The sequence below is a fragment of the Methylobacterium sp. D53M genome (genome assembly GCF_053345625.1).
Map to the genome: position 1 here is coordinate 243312 of NZ_JBKFAL010000002.1, position 20453 is coordinate 263764.

A 20453-nucleotide genomic window follows, 5' to 3' on the forward strand; every position below is an offset into this window, starting at 1 on the left:
TCGGCGGCGTCCGCGCGGAGAATACTGAGTTCAGGAAACGGCCGGCCCGGGCGGAGGGAGCTGTCGTCGCGGCGCGTTCACGGCCGGCCGAGGCGCCCCTGGCCGCGCGCGATGGTGTAGAGGGCGACGCCCGCCGCGGTGGCGACGTTGAGCGAGTCGAAGCCGGCGGCCATCGGGATCCGGATCGGACGCGCCCGGGCCAGCGTCGCCGCATCGAGGCCGGGTCCCTCGGTGCCGAGGATCAGGAGCGCGCGCGCCGGGACGTCGAGCGTGTCCAGAGTCTCGGTCGCCCCCGGGCTGAAGGCCAGCGGCTGGAGATCGAGGGTTTCGGCGAGCCGCAGCCAGTCCTGCCCTTCCGGCAGCCGCGCGAAAGGCTGGATCAGGGCGGCCCCTGCGGAGACGCGGATGCTCTTGCGGTAGAGCGGGTCGCAGCTCGCCCCGTCGAGGAGCACGGCGTCGGCCGCGAAGGCCGCCGCGTTGCGGAAGGCGGCGCCGACATTGTCGTGATTGGTCAGGCCCGCGAGGCCGACCACGAGGGCGGGGGCGGGCGGCGGCGGTACGAGGTCGGCCGCGCCGGGCTCCGGCCCGCGCAGGCCGACCGCCAGGACCCCGCGATGGATCGGGAAGCCCGTCACGGCGCTCATCACCGCCTTCGAGGCGCCGAACACGGGCGGCGGCTCCGCGGCGGCGGCGATTTCGGCGGCGAGTCCGGGCCAGCGCTCAGGCGCGAGGAGGATCGATTCGGCGCGGAAGCGGCTGCGGCGCCCGAGGAGCAGCCGCAGGGTCACCTCGCCCTCGACGATGAAGCGCCCGGCGCGGCCCACGAGGTCGCGCTCGCGCATCCGGGTGTAGGGCTCGAGGCGGGGATCGTCCGGGTCGGCGAGGAGCTCCGGGACCGGAGTCACCTCAGCCCTGGGACCGGTCGGAGCGGTTCGCCAGCGGGTCGGCCTCGGCCTTGGTCGGCACCTTCACCAGGGCCTCGCCGTCGAGGACCGTCTCACCGCCCACCGAGCACTTGCAGGCGAGGCGCGCGCGCCGCCGCTCGGGCATGAGTTCGGCCACCGTCACGGTGACGTCGACGACGTCGCCGATCCGCACCGGGGCGCGGAAGTTCAGGGTCTGGGAGATGTAGACGGCGCCGGGCCCCGGCAGGCGGGTGCCGAGCACCGCCGAGATCAGCCCGGCCGTGTAGAGGCCGTGGGCGATGCGTGTGCCGAACGGCGTGCGCGCGGCGAAGTGCTCGGACAGGTGGATCGGGTTGCGGTCGCCGGTGATCTCGGCGAAGCCCACCACGTCCGAGGAGGCGATGGTCTTCGAGAGGGTCTCCGACAGGCCGACCTCGAGATCCTCGAAATAGAGCACGCGCAGTTCGGGCAGCATGACGCGGCAGACCTCCGGTTCCGGCCGGTCATTCGTCTCGTGCAGCCGGCTCCGGCAACGGCGTCGCACGATCCCGGCGGCGAATCCACCCGGACAAAGGCGTAACGGCCTCGAACTTTCTTGAGCCGGGGACAGGCTTTTCTCAACAGCGGCTCGACAGCGCCGCGCGCGTCGGCGAAGAGGCGTCCCGTGATCGCCGATGATGCGCCCCGGCCCGCGCCGCCCGCCCTCCGCCCGGTCGTCGCCCGCGTGGCGGCGCTCAACCTCGGCTATTTCGGCATCGAGATCGCGGTGGCGCTCGCCATCGGCTCGGTGGCGCTGATCGCCGACAGCCTCGATTTCCTCGAGGACGCGGCGATCAACCTGCTGATCTTCGCGGGTCTCGGCTGGAGCGCGCGCAACCGCGCCCGCCTCGGGACCGCCATGGCGGGGATCCTGCTCCTGCCGGCGCTGGCGGGGGCCTGGGCGGCCTACGGCAAGATCGCCGACTTCACCGCCCCCGCGGCACTGCCCCTGACCCTCGCGGGGCTCGGCGCGCTCGCCGTGAACCTCACCTGCGCGCTCATGCTCGCCCGGCACCGCTCCGGCTCGGGCAGCCTGACCCGGGCGGCCTACCTCTCGGCGCGCAACGACGCCGTCGCCAACCTGGCGATCATCGCCGCCGGCTTGGTGACGGCCCTCCACCCGTCCCCCTGGCCCGACCTCGTCGTGGCGGCCGGGATCGCGATCCTCAACGCCGACTCGGCCGCCGACATCCTCAAGGCAGCCGCGGCCGAGCGCAGAGCCGCGCGGTAGCGGTCCTCGGGCGGCCCCCAAGCGGCGACACGGCAGCGACCATCATGCGCATCTTCCCCATCTCGGACCTGCACCTGGAGCGGCGCCGCCTCGACCGGATCGTGCCGCCCGCGGAGCCGTTCGACCTGCTCGCCTGCCCGGGCGACCTCCACGAGGGACATCCCGAGCGGGGGCTCGCGGCGCTGCTGCACCTCGCGCAGGGACGGCCGATCGTGCTGGTGCCGGGCAACCACGAGCGCTACGCGCCGACCGGGGACCGGCGGACCGCGCCGGAGCTGATCGCCGCCCTCGAGGCCGAGGTCGGCCGCCTCAACGGGCTCGGCGCGCGGATCCATCTGCTCCAGCACGCGCGGAGCTGCGTCATCGACGATGTCCGCTTCGTCGGCACCACCCTGTGGAGCGACTGGACCCTCGCGGGGCGCTGGCTCGCACCGGACGCGCCGAACCGGCCCGACGATCCGGTGGCCTACGCGGCGTCGCGCATGACCGACCCGGTGACGGGCTCGCGGGAGTATCTCGGTTCGATCCGCAAGGCCGACGGCAGCCCCTGGCAGCCGGCGGACGCGATGGCGGAACACCGGATCGAGCGGGCGGCCCTGCACGCGGCGCTCCGGACCCCGCACGACGGACCGACCGTGGTGGTGACCCATCACCCGGCGAGCCCGCTCGCGGCCGACCGCTTCCGGGACGCGCCCGGCGTCCCCTGGTGGGTGCCGGCCTTCTACGCCAGCACGGCCCTCGACGACCTCGCGGAGGCCGAGCGGCCGGAGCTGTGGATCTCCGGGCATTTCCACGCCGGCCACGACCTGCGGATCGGCCGTTGCCGCTGGATCTCGAACCCGGTGGAGGGCACGACCTACCGCGGCGACTTCGTCGTCGAAGTCGAGGAGCGGTGATTTAGTCCCCTCGCCAAGAGAACGGTCTGTCGACGCCGTGCGATCGCGCACGGCTTGGCCGTAACGGCGGGATGCTGTCGGAGTGAACGCCCGTCAAACCCTGATCGGCCCCGAATGACGGGGCTCAGGTTCGGGGTTTTCATGGCCGGATTAAGCCTGACGTCACGTTGGGTCGCGGCGGCGGCTCTTGCCGTCTCTGCCCCGATCGCCGCCGCGTCGACGGCCACGACCGCGCGGGCGGCGTCCGCGGCGCAGCCGGGACAGACAGTCGGCCTGCCGGTGGGCGACCAGCTGCCGGTCGGCCTGTATTTCGTGAACCTGTCGAGCTTCGGCGTGCGCGGCACGCTCCCGCGCGACTCGTCGACCAACGTCAACCTGCCGACCTTCGCGTGGGCGACGCCCTGGGATGTCGCGGGTGCGCGCCTGCAGTTCTTCTTCACCCAGCCGGTCGCGGCGGCGAGCAGCCAGGGGGCACCCTATCAGAGCGGCGTCGGGCAGCAGCTGCTGGCGGCCCAGCTCGCCTGGGATCTCGGCGGCGATGTCGGCTTCAGCTACCTGTTCGGCGGCTACCTGCCGATCCAGACGCGGTTCCTGACGCAGTCGGCCTCGCTGACCCACCGCTTCGCGCTGAGCTACACCGGCCAGGGCTGGAACCTCACGGCGAACCTGCTCTACGGCGTCTTCCTCGACACGCGCTCGCCCAGTGGCACCCTCTATCCGGACTACATGAACCTCGACCTGACCATGACGAAGAAATTCGGTTCCTGGCAGATCGGCGCGGTGGCCTTCGGGTCGACGGACCTTCCTACCGGCGTGGCGAGCTACCGTCCGCAGGGCCAGATCGCGGTGGGCGGTCTCGTCGGCTACAATTTTGGGCCCGTGAACCTGCAGGCCTACCTCACGCACGACGTGGTCGAGCGCAATTACGGCGGCCGCGAGGTCCGCGGCTGGCTGCGCGCGATCGTGCCGCTGTACCAGGACAAGAACGAGGTCGAGCCGGGCCGCACCCTCGTGACGCGGCGGCAGGCCGAGTAGCCGAGCCGGCTGAAACTCTCCGGGCCGGTGTCATCCCTGGCATAGGCCGCGGGGCCGGGCGGGGGGGCGTACGAACGGGGCCTCCGAGATCGTCGCATCTCGGAGGCCCCTTCGTGCGTTCAGGACGGCGCCGCCGATCCGGCGCGGATTCGCGCCCCGACTGACGGGGCGCGGCGGAAGCCTCAGCCGTGCACCAGCACGTTGCGGAACTGCCAGGGATCGCTGGTGTCGATGTCCTCCGGGAACAGGCCCGGGCGGTCGGTGAGCGGCGTCCAGTCCGTGTACACGCCCACGACCGGGCCGAGATACGGGGTCTGGACCTCCAGGCAGCGGCGGAAGTCCATCTCGTCGGCCTCGACGATGCCGGCCTCCGGATTCTCCAGGGCCCAGACCATGCCGGCGAGCACCGCCGAGGTCACCTGCAGGCCGGTGGCGTTCTGGTAGGGGGCGACCCGGCGGGTCTCCTCGATGGAGAGCTGCGAGCCGTACCAGTAGGCGTTCTTCGCGTGGCCGTAGACGAGCACGCCGAGCTCGTCGATGCCGTCGACGATCTCGGTCTCGTCGAGGATGTGGTGCTGCTCCTGCACCTGGGCCGCCTTGCCGAACATCTCGTGGAGCGACAGCACGGCGTCGTCGGCCGGGTGGTAGGCGTAGTGGCAGGTCGGCCGGAAGACCGGCTTATCGCCCTCGCGCACCGTGTAGTAGTCGGAGATGGAGATCGCCTCGTTGTGGGTGACGAGGAAGCCGAACTGCGACCCGGCGGTCGGCACCCAGGTGCGCACCCGCGTGTCGGCGCCCGGCTGCAGCAGGTAGATCGCGCAGCGCGACCCCTTCTCCTGCTCGCGGGCGTTGGCGGGCTTCCAGATCTCGTGCGTCCCCCAGCCCAGCTCGGCCGGCTGGTTGCCCTCGGAGACGAAGCCCTCGACCGACCACGTGTTCACGAAGACGCCCCGCGGCTTCGGATTCTTGGCGCGCTGCGTGTCCCGCTCGGCGATGTGGACGCCCTTCACGCCCAGATCCTTCATCAGGGCGGCCCACTCGGCCTTGGTCTTTGGCTCGGGCCGCTGCAGGCCGGTATCCTGGGCGATGTTCAGGAGCGCCTGCTTGACGAACCACGAGACCATGCCGGGATTGGCGCCGCAGCACGACACGGCCGTGGTGCCGCCGGGCTTCTGCGCGCGGGCGTCGAGGATGTTCTCGCGGAGCGCGTAGTTGGTGCGGTCGCCCTGGCTCTTGGTCTTGTCGAAGTAGAAGCCCGGCCAGGGCTCGGCCACGGTGTCGATGTAGAGGGCGCCGAGTTCGCGGCAGAGCTCCATGATGGCGCGCGAGGAGGTGTCGACCGACAGGTTGACACAGAAGCCCTGGCCGCCGCCCTCGGTGAGGAGCGGGGTGAGCACGTCGCGGTAGTTCTCCGGCGTCAGGGCCACCTTCTCGAAGCGCAGTCCGTGCTTCTCGGCGAGGGACCGATGCGTGTCGACCGGGTCGATCACGGTGAAGCGGGCGCGGTCGTACTCGAAGTGGCGCTCGATGAGCGGCAGGGTGCCGCGGCCGATCGAGCCGAAGCCGATCATCACGATGGGGCCGGTGATCCGGCCATGGATCGGGTGATGGGTCGGCTGGTCGGTCATGCGGGATATCCTCGTCTGGCGGACGCCGGGCGCGTCCGCTCATCTGCTCGCGGGCGGGTTATGGCGCGCGTGTGACAGTGCGGCGACAGGCCCGCGCCGCCGGAGCGGTGCCGGTGCGGTCCAGGGCCCGAGTCGCCGGAAACGCGCTCAATGGCGGCTTGCCCGTCGCCGGTCAACCGCGCCCCCATTACCCTTCGTTAACGCGCTCTCACCGAAACGTCGCGCGAAGTATGAATCCAGCGCATGCGTCCCCTATCATCTGCTTAGTGGCAGTCTCTTGGCGCGGGCCTCATATTGCAATGCAGCAAGGCCGCGCAGAGGGCCGCACAGTTGGGGAGCGACGAAACGCCCGGGACATCGCACTTGGAGTCCGTCATGCTCGCGCTCATCACCGCCCGGATCCCCGGCCCTGCCGTCGAGACCGCCGATCGCGATCCCGGCTTCCTGACCCTCGTCTTCGCGGTCGCCCGCACGCTGCGCGTCGGCGCGGAGAGTGCCTTCGCCCGCCGCTGCGCGCTCGCGCGCTCGATCGGTGGCCCGAATCCTCTCTAAGAGACGCGCGCAACCCACCGGCGCCGCCTCCGGCGATTGCGTCGCCCCGGCTTGGGCATTAGGCGGCACTGCCGCCCAATGGCTCTCCGGGGGATCGTGATTCCATGTCGACATTTCGTGCGCTTCTGCGTCTCAGCCTGATCGCGACGTCGCTTGCGGCGGTCCCGAACCTGGCGGCGCGCGCGCAGGATGCCGAACCCGACGCCGCTCCGGCCGCCGAGGCGCCCGCGAAGCCGAAGCCCAAGCCGCGGCCGAAGCCGGCTCCCCACAAGGCGGCCAAGCCTACCGAGGCGGCGAAGCCCGAGGAGGCCGCGACGCCGGCGGCCGCTGCGGCGCACGCCGTGTGGCCCGCCGGCGCCAGCACCGTCAGCGAGAGCTACGGCGACTGGACGATGACCTGCACGCGCCCGAGCGACAAGGTCACCTGCATCGTGGCCCAGTCCCAGGGCGATTCGCGGACCGGCCGGCGCAAGTTCGGCTTCGAACTGCAGACGCCCGCGAACGGCCGGGCCGAGGGGATCGTGCTGATGCCCTTCGGGCTCGCCATCGAGCCGGGCGTGACCTTCAAGCTCGACGAGCAGACCCTCGGCAAGGGCGCCCCCTACACGACCTGCAGCGCCGAGGGCTGCATCGTGGCGATCAGCTTCCCGACGCTCGCCCTCGACGGCATGCGCACCGCCAAGGCCCTCACCGTGACCGGCGAGAAGGCGGGCGGGACCGAGCCGGCCACCGTCACGGTGCCCCTGACGGGCTTCTCGCAGGCCTTCGATCGCGCCGTCGCCCTCGGCGGCTGAGCCGCGCGGCGGCCCGCGGCCTTTTCCGGTTACGGTTAAGCCAGCGTTAGCCGCGGTCGAGCAGGATCCCGCCGAGAAGTGGCGCCGCGCGCCGCGGTCCCTCGGGTGCCGCGCGCCGGGTTCGGATCGGCGAGGCGATGGGATCGGTGGGCGGGCGACCCCGGAACGGTCGAGGACGCGGCGCGCGGGTGCTGACCGCGGCGCTGGCGCTGCTCGCCCTTCTGGCAGGGATCGCGCCCGCGCTGGCCGCGCGGCTCGTCAGCACCAAGGGCAGCGAGGTCGGCACCGGGGCCGGCGGCTACGGCCGGATCGTGCTCACCTTCGACAAGCCGGTCGCGGTCAAGGCGAAGCTCGCCGGCGGCGTCCTGCTCCTGAGCTACGGCGAGCGGGTGGCGCCCGGGCCCGAGCACCTCACGGACGAGATGCCGGCCTTCATCGCCAGCGTCCGCCGCGATCCCGACGGCACGGGGCTCCGCCTCGCCCTGCAGCGCCCTTACCGGGCCAACGTCCAGTCGGCCGGCGAGCGCGTGTTCGTGGACCTGCTTCCGGAGGGGTGGTCCGGCCTCATGCCGCCCCTGCCGGCCGAGGTGATCGCCGACCTCGCCCGCCGGGCCCGGGCGGCCGAGGAGGCGCTCAGGGCGCGCAATCCGGAGCCGGTGCGCCGGGCGCTGCCGCTCGAGCTCGCGCTGCTTCCGACCCTGACGCGGCTGTCGCTGCGCCTCCCCGCGGAGGCCGTCTCCACGGTGACCGCCGAGGGACCCGTGACGCGCGTGCGGGTGATCGGCGCCTGGACGATCGATCCGAGCGGCCCCCGCGGCCGTCCGCGTCCCGGAATCGCCAAGCTGGCGACGGAGACCGACGCGAACTCGGCGAGTCTCCTGATCACGCCCGAGGACGGGTTCAGGATCGGCACCGAGCGCGAGGACGGCGCCATGTACGTGGACGTGGTCCGCCCCAAGCCTCTGGAGCCGGCCGCGACCGCCGTCGACGTGCCGGGTCCCGCCGCCGCGAAGCAGGCGCCGCCGCTGCCGGTCGCGTCGCGCCCGGCCCAGGCCAGTGCGCCAGTCACTGTGCCAGTCACGGCGCCCGTCGCTGCGCCAGTCACTGCGCCGACGGTCGCGCCGCGCCCCCCCGAGCCGCCGCCGACGCGCCGGGCCGGCGGCGGCTTGCTCTTCCCGTTTCAGACCCTCCCGCCGGCGGTCCTGTTCGAGCGCGGCGGGATCGCGACGCTGGCCTTCGAGACCGCCGAGCCGGTGGTCGTCCCGCCGGCGAGCCAGGGCCTCGCGCCGATCGGCGCACCCGCCCGGACGGGGCCGCTCACGGTCGTGCGGTTTCCGGTTCCGCCGGGTCGGCTCGTCGATCTCAACGCCGTCACCACCGGGACCGGCGTGGCCTGGGAACTCTCGGCGGGCAGTGCGCTGAGTCCGAGCGACACGATCGATCCCGTCCGCAAGCCCGATCCGTCCGGCCGCATCGCCGTCACCCTGACGCTGCCGCATCCCGGATCGGCGACGTGGCTCGCCCTCGACGATGAGCGGATCGCGGTGGTCACGTCGGCCGCGCAGCGCCCCGTGGGCAATCCGAAGAACCGTCGCTTCGTCGATTTCGAGATCCTGCCGAGCCGGCACGGCCTCGCGGTGCTCGCCGGCGCCGACGATCTGGCGGTGCGGCCCGAACTCGACGGCGTCTCGATCGGCCGCGAGGGCGGGCTCGCCGCGTCTATGGCGGCGCGCAAGCCGGACGTGGCGCTCGTCGACGCGGGGGCCCTCGCGATCGCGAAGGAGCCCTGGGAGCGCGCCAGGATGGGGAATGTCCGCGCGACCCTGCGCGGCCTCTTCGACGCGGCCGTCGCGGCGACGCCGACCGAGCGCGGTCCGGCCCGCCTGGCACTGGCCCGCGCGGATCTCGCCAACGGCCTCGATTACGAGGGCCTCACCGCACTGGAGATCGCGGCCGCCGACGATCCGCTCCTGGCCACCCAGCGCGACACCGCCGTCCTGCGGGGCATCGCCCTGGTCCGGATCGGCCGGAGCGCGGAGGCGCTGAAGGCCCTCAGCGTCCCGCTCCTGAGCGACGATCGCGAGGCCGCCCTGTGGCGCGCGATGGCCTCGGCCGGGGCCGGCGACTGGAAGACGGCGGAAACGGGCTTCCTCAAGGTGCTGCCGCTGGCCGACGGCTATCCCGCGGACGTCGCGCAGACGATCCGGGCCCGGGCCGCCGAATCGGCGATCGAGAACGGCGATGCCGAGACCGCCGCCGCGCGCGCCGAGGCGGAGCGCGACCTGCCGCCCTGGATCCGTGACCGGCTGGCCATGGTCCGCGCCCGCGTGGCCGAGGCGACCGGCCAGACCGAGGCGGCCCTGGACGCCTACGCGCGCCTCGACAACTCGGCCGTCCGCCCGGTCTCGGTCGAGGCCGCGCTGAGGGGCACGCTCCTGGCGCAGGCCTCCGGCAAGCTCGCGCCCGACGCCGCCATCGAGCGGCTGGAGCGGCTCGCCCTGACCTGGCACGGCGGCCCGGTCGAGGACGGTATCACCGCCGGTCTCGCCCGCCTCTATCTCGCCGCCGGCCGGTGGCGCGACGCTTTCACGGTGGTGCGCCGGGCCAACGTCTTCGCGCCGAACGCCCCAGCGACCGCGGCCCTGGCGCGGGACGCGCAGACGGCCTTCGAGAACCTCTACCTCACCGACAAGGGCGACAAGCTCTCCGGGATCGAGGCCGTGTCGCTCTTCTTCGATTTCCGTGAGCTGAGCCCGATCGGGCGGCGCGGCGACGAGGTGGTACGCCGTCTGGCCGACCGCCTCGTGACCCTCGACCTCCTCGATTCGGCCGCCGACCTGCTGCAGTACCAGATCGACAACCGCCTCACCGGCCCGGCGCGATCCGCGGTGGCGGCGCGGCTCGCGACGGTCCGGCTGATGGACGACAAGCCGATGGAGGCCCTGAAGGTCCTCGACGCCACCGAGCTGCCCGAGCTTCCGGGCGAACTCAAGCGCGCCCGCGGGCTGGTCCGCGCCAGGGCCCTGTCGGACCTGACCCGCACCGACCTCGCGCTGGAAACGATCGAGGACGAGAGCGGTCCGGATATCGAGCGTCTTCGCGCCGACATTTACTGGGGCGCGCGCCGCTGGCGCGAGGCCGGGGAGGCCCACGAGGCCCTGCTGGGCGATACGTGGCAGTCCGGCCAGCCGCTGGACGATCAGGCGCGCGCCGACATCGTGCGCGCCGCGATCGCCTACGATCTCGCGCACGAGGCCGTGGGCCTGGAGCGGCTGAAGGCGAAATTCTCTGAGGGGATGGCGGCGAGCCCGGACGCCCGCACCTTCGCGCTCCTGACCGGCGCCGACCCGACCCGGGCACCGGGCTTCCGGGACATCGCGGCGCGCGCCACGAAGGTCCAGACGCTGTCGGCCTTCCTCGCCGAGTATCGCAAGCGCTATCCGGATGCCGCCGCGCCCGCGCGCGGTCGACCCGAGGCGCCGGGTGCGGGCGGCGAGGCGCCCGCCGCCGGTGCCCAGGGCGGACAGCAGCAGAGCAGCGCCGGGACACCCGGTGCGCCGCCCGGGTAGCGCGGCGGTCGTCGTCGATCGTCCGTTCGAGCCGCCCTCGGCCGCGGAGAGCCGCGCGGCGCCGTCAGCCGCCGTAGCTCTGGACCAGGGAGCCGGCCACCAGGGTCCAGCCGTCGACCAGCACGAAGAAGATCAGCTTGAACGGCAGCGCGACCGTGGCCGGCGGGACCATCATCATGCCGACCGCCATCAGCACCGAGGCGACCACGAGGTCGATGATCAGGAACGGGATGAACAGCAGGAAGCCGATCTCGAAGGCGCGGCGCAGCTCCGAGATCATGAAGGCCGGCGTGACGATCTCCAGGCCGACATCCTCGGGGCCCTTCGGTGTCGGCACCTTGGCGAGGTCGAGGAACAGCTTCAGGTCCTTCTCGCGGACGTTGCGCAGCATGAAGGTCTTGAATGGCGCCGAGGCGCGCTCGAACGCCTGCGCCTGCGTGATCCGGCCGGCGATCAGCGGCTCGATACCGGCGCTGTAGGCGGCGCGGCCGGTCGGGGCCATCACGAAGGCGGTCAGGAACAGCGCGAGGCTGACGAGCACCGCTGTCGGCGGCGCCGTCTGGGTGCCCAGCGCCGACCGCAGGATCGACAGCACGACGACGATGCGGGTGAAGGCCGTAGCCATCACCAGCACTGAGGGGGCCACCGCCAGGACGGTGATCAGCGCCACGAGTTGGAGGGCGCGCTCGGTGGTGCCGCCGGCACCGAGATCGAGGGTGACGCTCTGCGCGAGGGCCGGACCGGCGGCGAGCACTCCGCCGGCCAGCGCGACCAGTGCGGCGAGCGCGGCCGGCGGCAGGCGCAGCTTCGGGACCTGGCGCATCGGGCGTGTCGGCACGGGAGGGTCTCGAGTCACGGACGGTCGCAGGTGGGTGTGGCCGGGCGAACGCCGGCGCGGCGGGCCTCGAGATTCTGCCAGACGAGGAGGGCCGGCAGGCCGAGCACCACGTCGGGCACGCGGCGCGCGAGCGACAGGGCGAGGGCGGTCCCCGCGTCGATGCCGAACAGGCCGCAGACCAGCACCAGTCCGCCCTCCTGGACGCCGAGGCCGCTCGGGACCACGAAGGCGGCGGCCTTGATCGCCTGGCTCAGCGCCTCGATCACCAGAATGTCGGCCCAGCCGACATGGTCCACGCCGATGCAGGCGAGGACGACCGCGACCTCGACCGTGCCGAGCAGCCAGGCCAGGGCGTGGAGCGCGAACGATTGAGCGAGGTGGCCCCGGCGGCCTGGAGCCCAGACCGTGTCGAGGGCGCCCTGGATCCGGCGGTTCGGCTCGGGGCGCGCCTCGGCGTCGCGCACGAAGCGCCGGCCGAGGGCGGCGAGGCGATCCTCGAGCACTCGCACGATGCCGGTCCGCTGGAAGGCGAAGAAGGCCGCCACCGCCAGCCCGGCCACGACGAGCGTCCGCAGCGTCCAGCTGGCGAGGGCGGCCGCCTCGGCGCCCTCGACCCGGCTCAGGAGGCCGGCGCCGAGGCCCGCGAACAGGGCGAGCGTTCCCACCTGAAACAGCATGTCGGCCAGCACGGAGGCGGCCGCCAGGGAGCCGGCGACGCCCCAGAAGGTGAGGAGGCGGGCGCCCAGCACGTCGCCGCCCACCGAGGCCACGGGCAGCAGCACGTTGATGCCTTCGCGGACGAAGCGCAGGATCATGCAGGCCGAAGCCGTCGCGGGCGCCAGCCCATCGAGAATGCGCGCCCAGGCGAGGCCGCAGAGCAGGATCACCACGATCCGCACCAGCGTGACGCCGGCGAAGCCCGCCACGCCGATCCGTCCGAAGGCCGCGGCCACCGCGGCGAGATCGTTGGTCGCCACGAGCCAGACGGCGAGGCCGAGGCCGATCAGGGTGCCGAACAGCGGCAGGCGACGCAGCACGGCGTGGGCCGCCCGCCGCCTCCGGGAAACAGGGTCGCCGGTCACGGTGTGCGGGCCTCGCGTCGAGAGGCGGGCAAGAGCGCGCTCCAAGTTGTGCCGGTCAGCGGACCGGCGGCGATTCGTCGGGTGGTATCGCCGCTAGAGCGGTATTGGGGCCGAATTCGGGGACCCTGCGACGCGGCAGGACGGGATTGAGCACCGCGGCAAGCGCCTCGGCGGGCCCGGCGGCGGGATCGAGCAGGACGACCCGGCCCTCGGCCAGGCTCGCGCCGGTCGCGACCGCCACGGCGCGCTTCGGACAGGGGCCGAGGCAGCCCGATTCCACGATGCACAACTTCCGCCGCCGTCCGCCGCCGTCGCGGGCGGCCCGCTTCCCGGCCTTCTTCAGCGCCGCGCGGAGGTCCCGCCCGCGCAGGCCCTGCCGCTTCGCGCATTTCGAGCAGACGACGACGATCTCGGAGAGTTTGGTCTTGGCCGTGCGGCCGGTCGGGCAGCCATCAGGGGAGCCATCCGGGGCCGCGGCACGCGGTTCTGTCATCATTCGGAGACTGTAGGACGCGATACCGGCCCCGGGCTACGGCGCCCGTCGCCGCGGTGCAGCAGTCGGGCCGGGCGCCATAAAAAGGGCCTAAAAGAACGGGATTCCGGTAACCGCGCACGGGCCGCCCCTCGGCCGGCGCCGCGGCAGCGGAACCGGCGCAGACCCAGGAACAATGAGCGGATGAGCTTCGACGACGTCAAGGACGACACGCGCGAAGGCGAGATCGTGACGTTCGCCGCTCCGACCATGACGGAGCTGCGGCGCAGCGCGGAGACGATCCGGCCGGTGCCGGAGAAGCGGACCGCCCGGGCCCTCGTGGCGACCGTGCGGCAGCGCCTCGACTGGAGCCGTCTGCCGGGCTTGCGTCCCCGCGAGGAGGACACTTCGACCTACGGCGCGCGGATCATCCGCCGCGTCGGACTGTTCGTGCTCCTGCCGACCCTGGTGGTCGGCCTGTACCTGTTCGCGTTCGCGTCCAATCAGTACGTTGCGGAAGCCCAGTTCGCGGTCCGCGGCAACGTCGAGCCGATGGAGAACATCTCGCTCGGCCAGTACACGAACCTCATCCAGAAGCACAACAGCCAAGACAGCTTCATCGTACGCGACTACATCAACAGCCAGACGCTGGTCGAGGCACTCGAGAAGAGCATCGGCATCTCCAAGATGTTCTCGCGGTCCGAGGCGGATTTCTGGGCCCGCTTCGACCCCAGTGATCCGATCGAGGACCTGACCAAATACTGGCGCAAGCACGTCGAGGCGCATATCGACTCGATCTCGGGCGTGATCCGCCTGTCCGTGCGCGCCTTCACGCCGGAGGACGCCCTGACCATCGCCCAGGCGGTGGTGTCGCGCTCCGAGGCGCTGATCAACGACATCTCCAAGCGCGCCCAGGCCGACATGGTCGCCCAGGCCGAGGCCGACGCGAAGGTCGCCCAGGACCGGCTGCGCAAGGCGCACGTGGCGCTGCAGGCATTCCGCAATCAGTGGGGTGTGATCGATCCGATCAAGACCGCCGAGGGCACGCTGACCACGCTGACCCTACTGCGGAAGGACAAGCTCAAGGCCGAGAACGACCTGCAGGTCCTGCGCGGCTCCAGCCTCGACGAGCGCTCGCGCTCGATCCAGACGCTGGTGGCCAACATCGCGGCCATCGACCAGCAGATGAAGTCGCTCCAGGACGAGCTGACGAGCGCCAACGCCGCCGCCGGCGGCCAGAACATGACCGAGGCGCTGCTCCAGTACGAGGGCCTGCTGGTCGAGCGGACCATCGCCGAGAAGCTGGAGGAATCGGCCCACAGCCTGCTCGACCGGGCGCGCATCTCGGCGAGCAAGCAGCACATCTTCCTGGCCACGTTCGTGCCGCCGGTCCTGCCGACCGACAGCCTCTATCCCGAGCGGGGCCACTCCCTCCTGGTGTCGTTCTTCTGCTTCCTGGTGATCTGGAGCTCGTCCGCGCTGCTGATCGCCGGCATCCGCGACCAGAGGATGTAGCGGCATCCGCGGCTCCCGGGATCTGGATCCCGGGCCGCGCGATCTGTAGAGGGAGGCGGCCCGGCCAACCGGGCGCACCTGGATGAGCGAAGTCTAACGGTCCATGTCGGATTTCTCCGATCTCGTCGCGAAGGCGATCCAGCCGTCGATGACCCGTGAGGAGCGCGAGGCGGTCTACACGGTCGTGCGGCAGGCCGTGCTCCGGCTGCAGGAGCGGGAGGCGTTCCCGCCGGACGACCCGCGGGTCGCCCTTCAGCGCCACCTCGTCGAGGAGACGATCCGCGACGTCGAGGGCGACGTCGCCCGCTACGAATCCCTGCGCAAGCTCGACGCGGCTTTCGCGGCCCAGGCCGAAGCCCACAAGGCGGCCCAGAGCGGGCGGCGTTAGGGCGTCACCGCCGGTCCGGCCCCGTCACGGCACGGGTACGCCCGGCCCTTCACATCCGTGACGTTCGCCGTCGTCCGGCGCGTCCGCGCCGGGGCCGCTCCGTGGATGCACGTCAGCCGCAGGCGACGCTCGCCCGGACGCTGCCGGGCTCGGCCACGTCGAGGCCCGCCGACACGTACTCGTTGAGCTTGTTGCGCAGGGTCCGGATCGAGATGCCGAGGATCTTGGCCGCGTGGGTCCGGTTACCGAGGCAGTGGTCCAGCGTGTCGAGGATCAGGTCGCACTCGACCTGCGCCACGGTCCGGCCCACCAGCCCGCGGGTGGCGGCCTCGGCGACCTGCGCGGCGCGCGCGGCCGGCCCCTCGACCGCGAAGGTCTCGCCCTCGGGCGACAGGATCGCCTCCGGGCCGATCGCGTCGCCCGAGGCGAGCAGCACCGCCCGGTGCAGGGTGTTCTCCAACTCGCGCACGTTGCCGCGCCACGGGTTCCGCAGCACGAGCGCCCGGGCCTCCGCGGAGAGCGGGCGGACCGGCATCCCGTTCACCGCGGCGTATTTCCGGGCGAAGTGGGTGGCGAGTTCGAGGATGTCGGCCGGGCGCTCGCGCAGCGGCGGGAGCCGCAGGCCGACGACGTTGAGCCGGTAGAGCAGGTCCTCCCGGAACGTGCCCTTGCGGACCTCCTCGGCGAGGTTGCGGTTCGAGGTGGCGAGCACGCGGATGTCGACCCGCACCGGGGCGGTCCCGCCGACCCGGTCAATGACCCGCTCCTGCAGGGCGCGCAGCAGCTTCGCCTGCAGGCGCACGTCCATCTCGGAGATCTCGTCGAGGAGCAGCGTGCCGCCGTTGGCCTCCTCGAACCGGCCGATGCGCCGGGCGACCGCGCCGGTGAACGCGCCCTTCTCGTGGCCGAACAGCTCGGATTCGAGCAGGGCCTCGGGGATCGCCGCGCAGTTCACCGAGACGAAGGGCTTGCCCGCCCGGTTGGACTTCTGGTGAACGTGCCGGGCCAGCACCTCCTTGCCGGTGCCGCTCTCGCCGGTGATCAGCACCGAGGCCTCGGAGCGGGCGACCTGCTCGGCGAGCTTGACCACCCGCTCCATGGACGGGTCGCGCCAGACGAAGGCGGCGCGGTCGGTGGCGACCGCCTCCAGCACCGCCGCGATCATCTCGGGATCGGGCGGGAGCGGGATGTACTCCTTGGCGCCCGCCCGGATCGCCGCCACGGCGGCCGAGGCGTCCGCCGAGACGCCGCAGGCGACCACCGGCGTGCGGATCCGCTCTCCCTCCAGCGCGGTGACGAGGTCGCGGATCGGCAGACCCACGTCGATCATGATGAGATCGGCGCCCCGCGCGCGCAGGACGGTGAGGCCCTGCGGCACGGCGTCGGCCTGCGTGACGGCGGCGCCGCGCTGCATCGCGATCTTCGAGGCGGTGATCAGCTCGCCGTTGAGCCGCCCGATCATCAGGAGCCGCATGGTTCGTCCCTCTCAAAACCCGCGCGCGGACAGCACACCGGCGTCCGCGGCTGAAAATCACTCACCCTTGACGATCTCGGTCATCGTCACGCCGAGCCGGTCCTCGACGAGGACGACCTCGCCGCGGGCCACCAGCCGGTTGTTGACGAACACGTCGATCGCCTCGCCGACCTTCCGGTCGAGTTCGAGAACCGCGCCGGGCGCGAGCCGGAGCAGGTCGCCGATCGGCATCCGGGCGGAGCCGAGCACCGCCGAGACCATCACGGGCACGTCGAAGAGCTGCTCCAGGTCGGCCGCGGTCTTCGGGGTGGTGGGCGCGTCGCGGATCGAGCCCGCGGCGTAGTCGGTGTCGTGCTCGCCGAGCTGGGGCAGGCTGAAATCGTCGGACATCAGGATCTCCTCACGGGCCCGTCGGCAGGCCGAGGGCGTCGAGCACCGCCGCCTCGATGCGGGCGCGCTCCCGAACGATGCCGCCGTCCGCCCACTCGATGCGGGCGTCGCCCGCCGCCATGTCGGGGTCGCCCAGCACCACGAGCCGGCCCTCGTAGCCGCGCTCGCGCGCGAGGCGCTTCACCAGGGTCTCGGCCTCCTCGACCAAGCCGTCGTGCACCCGCACCACCAAGTGCGGCACGCCGCGCAGGTGCTGGAGCGCCGTCCGGGCCGCCTCGCCGATGCCGGCGAGCGGGGCGGCGTCGAGGGCGTCGCCGGCGACCTTGCGGGCGATCAGCATCGCCACCTCGACCGCCTGCGCCTCGCGCTCGGCGTCGCGCGCGTCGGCCTGGGCGATCAGGCCCGCGGCGGCGAGCGCCAGGCGGGTCATGGCGTCGGCGAGTCGGCCCTGGACCTGCGCCTCGGCCTGGACCCGGCCCTCCTGCATGCCGCGGGCATGGGCCTCGGCCTCGGAGCGGGCCGCGGTCTCGGCGGCGCGCAGGGCTTCGGCGCTGGGGCGGCCGCTGCGGAAGTCGGTCTCGAACAGGAACGGCTTCGCGCTCCGGGCGGATTGGGCGCTCAATAGACCAGCTCCTCCTCGGCGCTATTCTTGGCGATCATGATCTCGCCCTTCTCGGCTAGGTCCTTGGCGATCTCGGTCATCTTGGCCTGCGCCTCATCCACCTCCTTGAGGCGGACCGGCCCGAGCGAGGCCATCTCGTCCGTGAGATTCTTGGCCGCGCGGGTCGACATCTGCCTCAGGAAGAAGCCGCGGGTCGGCTCGTTGGCGCCCTTGAGCGCGCGGCACAGGGTCTCGTTGTCGATGCTGCGCAGCAGGGTCTGGACGCTGCCCGGATCGAGTTTCAGCAGGTCCTCGAAGGTGAACATCAGCTCGCGGATCCGCTTGGCCGAGCCGCGGTTCGCCTGGTCGAGGGCGGCGAGGAAGCGGCCCTCCGTCTGCCGGTCGAAGGCGTTGAACACGTCGGCCATCATCTCGTGGGCGTCGCGGCGCTGGGTCTGGGCGATGGTCGACACGAACTCGACCCGCAGCGTCTCCTCGATGTGGCGCAGCGCCTCCTTCTGCACCGTCTCCATGCGCAGCATCCGGTTGAGGACGTCGATGGCGAAGTCCTCCGGCAGGATGGTGAGCACCTTCGCCGCGTAGTCGGCGCGCACCCGCGACAGCACCACCGCCACGGTCTGCGGGTACTCGTTGCGCAGGAACGACGCGAGGATCTCCGGGTCGACCTGGGCGATCGAGGCCCAGACGCGCTTGCCCGACGCGCCCTTAATCTCCGCCATGATCAGCGAGACCTGATCGCTGGGGAAGATCTTGAGGAGCAGCGCCTCGGTCCGCTCGAAGTTCGACGAGATGCCGCCGCTGTTGCCGAGCTTGGTCACGAACTCGATGATGAGCTTCTCGACGGTCTGCGCCTCCAGCGTGCCGAGCTGGACCATGGCGGCGCTGACCTTCTTGATCTCCTCCTCCTCGAGCATCTGCCAGATCGGGGCGCCTTCCTCCTCCCCGAGCATCAGCAGGAGCGCGGCGGCGCGCTGCGGACCGGGCATCGACGCGAACGAATCGCCGCCCGCCGTCGCCAGCGTGTTCGCCAGACCCAGTGCCGCACCTGCCGCCATCGTGTTGCCCTCGACGCCCTACGCTTCACTCTTCCTGGATCCAGGTGCGCAGCACCTCGACGGTCTCGGACGGGCTCGCCCGGACCATGTCGATCACGCGCTGGACCGTCTCGGCCTGGACCTGGCCGTTGATCTTGGCGAACTCCATCAGCCGCGCGGTCGGGTTGTCGCGGTCGATGACCGTCACGGTCTGGCCCGGACCCGCGACCGCGGCGGCGTCGCCGGGGAGCGCCATTCCGGACGCCGTCAGGACCGGGGCGTCCGGGACCGGCGCGAGCACCTGGCGCACCAGGGGGCGGACCACCGTGAGCAGGACGATGAGCGTCAGCAGCGCCAGGACGGCGAGCTCGGCCATGCGCAGCACGTCCTCCTTGGTGGGGGCGAGCAGCGACTGGATCAGCGTGGGCTCGGTGAATTGCGGCACGCTCGGCGCCTCCGCGAAGCGCAGGTTCACCACCTCGATCTGGTCGCCGCGGGCCTTGTCGAAGCCGACGGCGCCGCGCACCAGCGCGGTGATCCTCTCGATCTCGGCGGGCGTGCGCGGGCTGTAAGTCTGCTTGCCGTCGGGGGCGGTGGCGTAGACGCCGTCGAGCACCACGGCGACCGACAGGCGCTTGATCCGGCCGCTCTCGGCGATCTCGGTCTTGGTGACCCGCGAGATCTCGTAGTTGGTGGTTTCCTCGTTCTTGTTGGTCGCGTCCTTGGGCGTCGGCGTCTTGTCGCCGCCATTGGCGCCGGGCAACTCGTTGCCGACGCTGACCTGTCCCTCAGCATTGCCGGTGACCGCCGATTCGGTGCGGGTCTGGGCGGAGCGCACGACCCGGCTCTCGGGATCGAAGGTCTCGGAGCGGCTCTCGACCCGGTTGAGGTCGAGTTCCGCGTTGACCTGGACGCGGGCCCGGCCCGGGCCGACGATGCCGGCGACGACGTCCTCGATCTGGCCGCGCAGGCGCCGTTCGAGGCCGACCTGCCGGTCCTCGAACCCGCCGGCGACGTCGGCCGCGGCGTCCCGGGCGCCGTCGGCCAGAAGCCGGCCGCGCTCATCGACGATCGAGATCCGTTCGGGCTTGAGGCCCTCCACCGCGGAGGCCACGAGATGGCGGATCGCCCGGACCTGCCCGGAATCGAGATCGCCCATCAGCTTCAGCACGATCGCCGCGCTCGGGCTCTCCCGGTCCCGCTCGAACAGGCGGCGCTCCGGCAGCACGAGATGGACGCGGGCCGCCTGGACCCGCCCGATCGCCCGGATCGAGCGCGCCAGTTCGCCCTCTAGGGCGCGCAGGTGGTTCACGTTCTGAACGAAGTTGGTGGACGAGAACGCGTCGCCCTTGTCGAAGATCTCGTAGCCGACGCCGCCCTGGGTCGGCAGGCCCTTGCCGGCGAGGTCCATGCGCAGCTTGGCGAGGTCCGGGCGGGGGGCCAGGATCGTCTGCCCGGCATCGCCCCGCGTCTCGTAGCGGATGCCGCGGCTGTCCAGCTCCCGGACCACGGAGGCCGAGTCCTGCATCGACAGGTCGGAGAACAGCACGCCCATGTCGGGGCGCGAGACCCGCAGGATGATGAAGGCGAAGAAGCCGATGAGCGTCAGCGTCACCGCCGCCATGGCGGCGATTCGGGCCGGTCCGAACTTCGTGACGAGATCGAGAACCGGCTTCACGGGAGGATTCGCTGCACTCTAACGCTGGCGGACCCCGGCGGCCCGCTCGGCAGAAATTGCCCAGGTCGTGGTTAGCGGGTCGTTAATGCGGGGGCGTCCCGCGGGCTCGGATGCGGGCGCCGGAACGACCGAAGCCGCGCCCGGGGTCCGGACGCGGCTTCGTGAGTCCTCGGATTCGACCGGGCCAGCCCCTCGGCGCCGTCTGAGATCGTCGCTGCGGGCGGGTGGCCTTCGCGTCGGTCCGGGGCCGCGAAGCGGGTCCCTCGACCAGAGTCGCCGACGCGCCGGGTCCGGCATCCGCGGCCTCGATG

19 protein-coding genes are annotated in these 20453 nt (G+C 72.2%); 8 read left to right on the forward strand and 11 right to left on the reverse strand.

Going from position 1 to position 20453, the window contains the following annotated elements:
• Positions 1-77 precede the first annotated feature (77 nt).
• Both ACLBYG_RS05435 and croR read right to left on the reverse strand, forming a co-directional pair.
• Positions 78-905: a TrmH family RNA methyltransferase gene (locus ACLBYG_RS05435; protein ID WP_447680823.1), complete on the reverse strand. Its 828-nt coding sequence runs from the start codon at positions 903-905 to the stop codon at positions 78-80.
• A 1-nt stretch (position 906) separates the two neighbouring features.
• A complete protein-coding gene (croR, locus tag ACLBYG_RS05440; RefSeq protein WP_020090850.1) occupies positions 907-1380 on the reverse strand; it encodes a 3-hydroxybutyryl-CoA dehydratase in 474 nt (157 codons plus the stop codon).
• A 189-nt stretch (positions 1381-1569) separates the two neighbouring features.
• Here croR and ACLBYG_RS05445 point away from each other — a divergent pair, with 189 nt between their 5' ends.
• From ACLBYG_RS05445 to ACLBYG_RS05455, 3 genes are all read left to right on the forward strand, one after another.
• Entirely contained in the window at positions 1570-2175 is a 606-nt protein-coding gene (locus tag ACLBYG_RS05445; protein WP_091676268.1) for a cation transporter, read from the forward strand.
• 44 nt (positions 2176-2219) lie between these two features.
• Positions 2220-3071: a metallophosphoesterase gene (locus tag ACLBYG_RS05450; protein WP_447680824.1), complete on the forward strand. Its 852-nt coding sequence runs from the start codon at positions 2220-2222 to the stop codon at positions 3069-3071.
• 141 nt (positions 3072-3212) lie between these two features.
• Positions 3213-4106 carry a transporter gene (locus tag ACLBYG_RS05455; protein WP_447680825.1) on the forward strand — a complete coding sequence of 298 codons (894 nt, stop codon included), beginning with the start codon at positions 3213-3215 and terminating at the stop codon, positions 4104-4106.
• Between the two features lie 182 nt (positions 4107-4288).
• Here the strand turns inward: ACLBYG_RS05455 and ACLBYG_RS05460 are convergent, their stop codons facing one another.
• Positions 4289-5734 carry a homospermidine synthase gene (locus tag ACLBYG_RS05460; protein ID WP_447680826.1) on the reverse strand — a complete coding sequence of 482 codons (1446 nt, stop codon included), beginning with the start codon at positions 5732-5734 and terminating at the stop codon, positions 4289-4291.
• Between the two features lie 375 nt (positions 5735-6109).
• On the opposite strand from ACLBYG_RS05460, the gene ACLBYG_RS05465 reads away from it, so the two are divergent.
• The 3 genes from ACLBYG_RS05465 to ACLBYG_RS05475 all read left to right on the forward strand — a co-directional run bounded on the left by ACLBYG_RS05465 (position 6110) and on the right by ACLBYG_RS05475 (position 10649).
• On the forward strand, positions 6110-6286 hold the full coding sequence (locus tag ACLBYG_RS05465) for a hypothetical protein (RefSeq protein ID WP_020090845.1): 177 nt from the start codon (positions 6110-6112) through the stop codon (positions 6284-6286).
• Positions 6287-6390: 104 nt separating this feature from the next.
• On the forward strand, positions 6391-7080 hold the full coding sequence (locus ACLBYG_RS05470; RefSeq protein WP_056531428.1) for an invasion associated locus B family protein: 690 nt from the start codon (positions 6391-6393) through the stop codon (positions 7078-7080).
• Positions 7081-7217: 137 nt separating this feature from the next.
• Positions 7218-10649 carry a hypothetical protein gene (locus tag ACLBYG_RS05475; RefSeq protein WP_447680827.1) on the forward strand — a complete coding sequence of 1144 codons (3432 nt, stop codon included), beginning with the start codon at positions 7218-7220 and terminating at the stop codon, positions 10647-10649.
• 64 nt (positions 10650-10713) lie between these two features.
• On the opposite strand, the gene fliP is transcribed toward ACLBYG_RS05475, so the two are convergent.
• From fliP to ACLBYG_RS05490, 3 genes are all read right to left on the reverse strand, one after another.
• Entirely contained in the window at positions 10714-11472 is a 759-nt protein-coding gene (gene fliP, locus ACLBYG_RS05480) for a flagellar type III secretion system pore protein FliP (protein WP_447680828.1), read from the reverse strand.
• Positions 11473-11501: 29 nt separating this feature from the next.
• Complete coding sequence (locus tag ACLBYG_RS05485; protein ID WP_447680829.1) at positions 11502-12524, reverse strand: lysylphosphatidylglycerol synthase domain-containing protein; 1023 nt, start codon at positions 12522-12524, stop codon at positions 11502-11504.
• A gap of 100 nt (positions 12525-12624) precedes the next feature.
• Positions 12625-12810 (reverse strand): hypothetical protein, encoded by a 186-nt coding sequence (locus tag ACLBYG_RS05490; RefSeq protein ID WP_427507279.1) that lies wholly within the window; start codon positions 12808-12810, stop codon positions 12625-12627.
• Between the two features lie 435 nt (positions 12811-13245).
• On the opposite strand from ACLBYG_RS05490, the gene ACLBYG_RS05495 reads away from it, so the two are divergent.
• Together ACLBYG_RS05495 and ACLBYG_RS05500 are read left to right on the forward strand one after the other, a co-directional pair.
• Entirely contained in the window at positions 13246-14556 is a 1311-nt protein-coding gene (locus tag ACLBYG_RS05495) for a capsule polysaccharide transporter (protein ID WP_020090838.1), read from the forward strand.
• Between the two features lie 103 nt (positions 14557-14659).
• The gene (locus tag ACLBYG_RS05500; RefSeq protein ID WP_020090837.1) at positions 14660-14944 is read left to right on the forward strand and encodes a hypothetical protein; all 285 of its coding nucleotides are present in this window, start codon (positions 14660-14662) and stop codon (positions 14942-14944) included.
• Positions 14945-15056: 112 nt separating this feature from the next.
• Here the strand turns inward: ACLBYG_RS05500 and flbD are convergent, their stop codons facing one another.
• The 5 genes from flbD to fliF are packed head-to-tail and all read right to left on the reverse strand — an operon-like array spanning position 15057 to position 20142.
• Positions 15057-16418 carry a sigma-54-dependent transcriptional regulator FlbD gene (flbD, locus tag ACLBYG_RS05505; protein ID WP_020090836.1) on the reverse strand — a complete coding sequence of 454 codons (1362 nt, stop codon included), beginning with the start codon at positions 16416-16418 and terminating at the stop codon, positions 15057-15059.
• Positions 16419-16475: 57 nt separating this feature from the next.
• Positions 16476-16808: a flagellar motor switch protein FliN gene (fliN, locus tag ACLBYG_RS05510; RefSeq protein WP_012321962.1), complete on the reverse strand. Its 333-nt coding sequence runs from the start codon at positions 16806-16808 to the stop codon at positions 16476-16478.
• 10 nt (positions 16809-16818) lie between these two features.
• Positions 16819-17430, reverse strand: coding sequence for a FliH/SctL family protein (locus ACLBYG_RS05515; protein WP_020090835.1), 612 nt, complete (start codon positions 17428-17430; stop codon positions 16819-16821).
• On the reverse strand, positions 17427-18485 hold the full coding sequence (gene fliG, locus ACLBYG_RS05520) for a flagellar motor switch protein FliG (RefSeq protein WP_020090834.1): 1059 nt from the start codon (positions 18483-18485) through the stop codon (positions 17427-17429). Before fliG ends, ACLBYG_RS05515 begins: the two co-directional genes overlap by 4 nt.
• 25 nt (positions 18486-18510) lie before the next feature.
• Complete coding sequence (fliF, locus tag ACLBYG_RS05525) at positions 18511-20142, reverse strand: flagellar basal-body MS-ring/collar protein FliF (RefSeq protein WP_447680830.1); 1632 nt, start codon at positions 20140-20142, stop codon at positions 18511-18513.
• Positions 20143-20453: the final 311 nt, after the last annotated feature.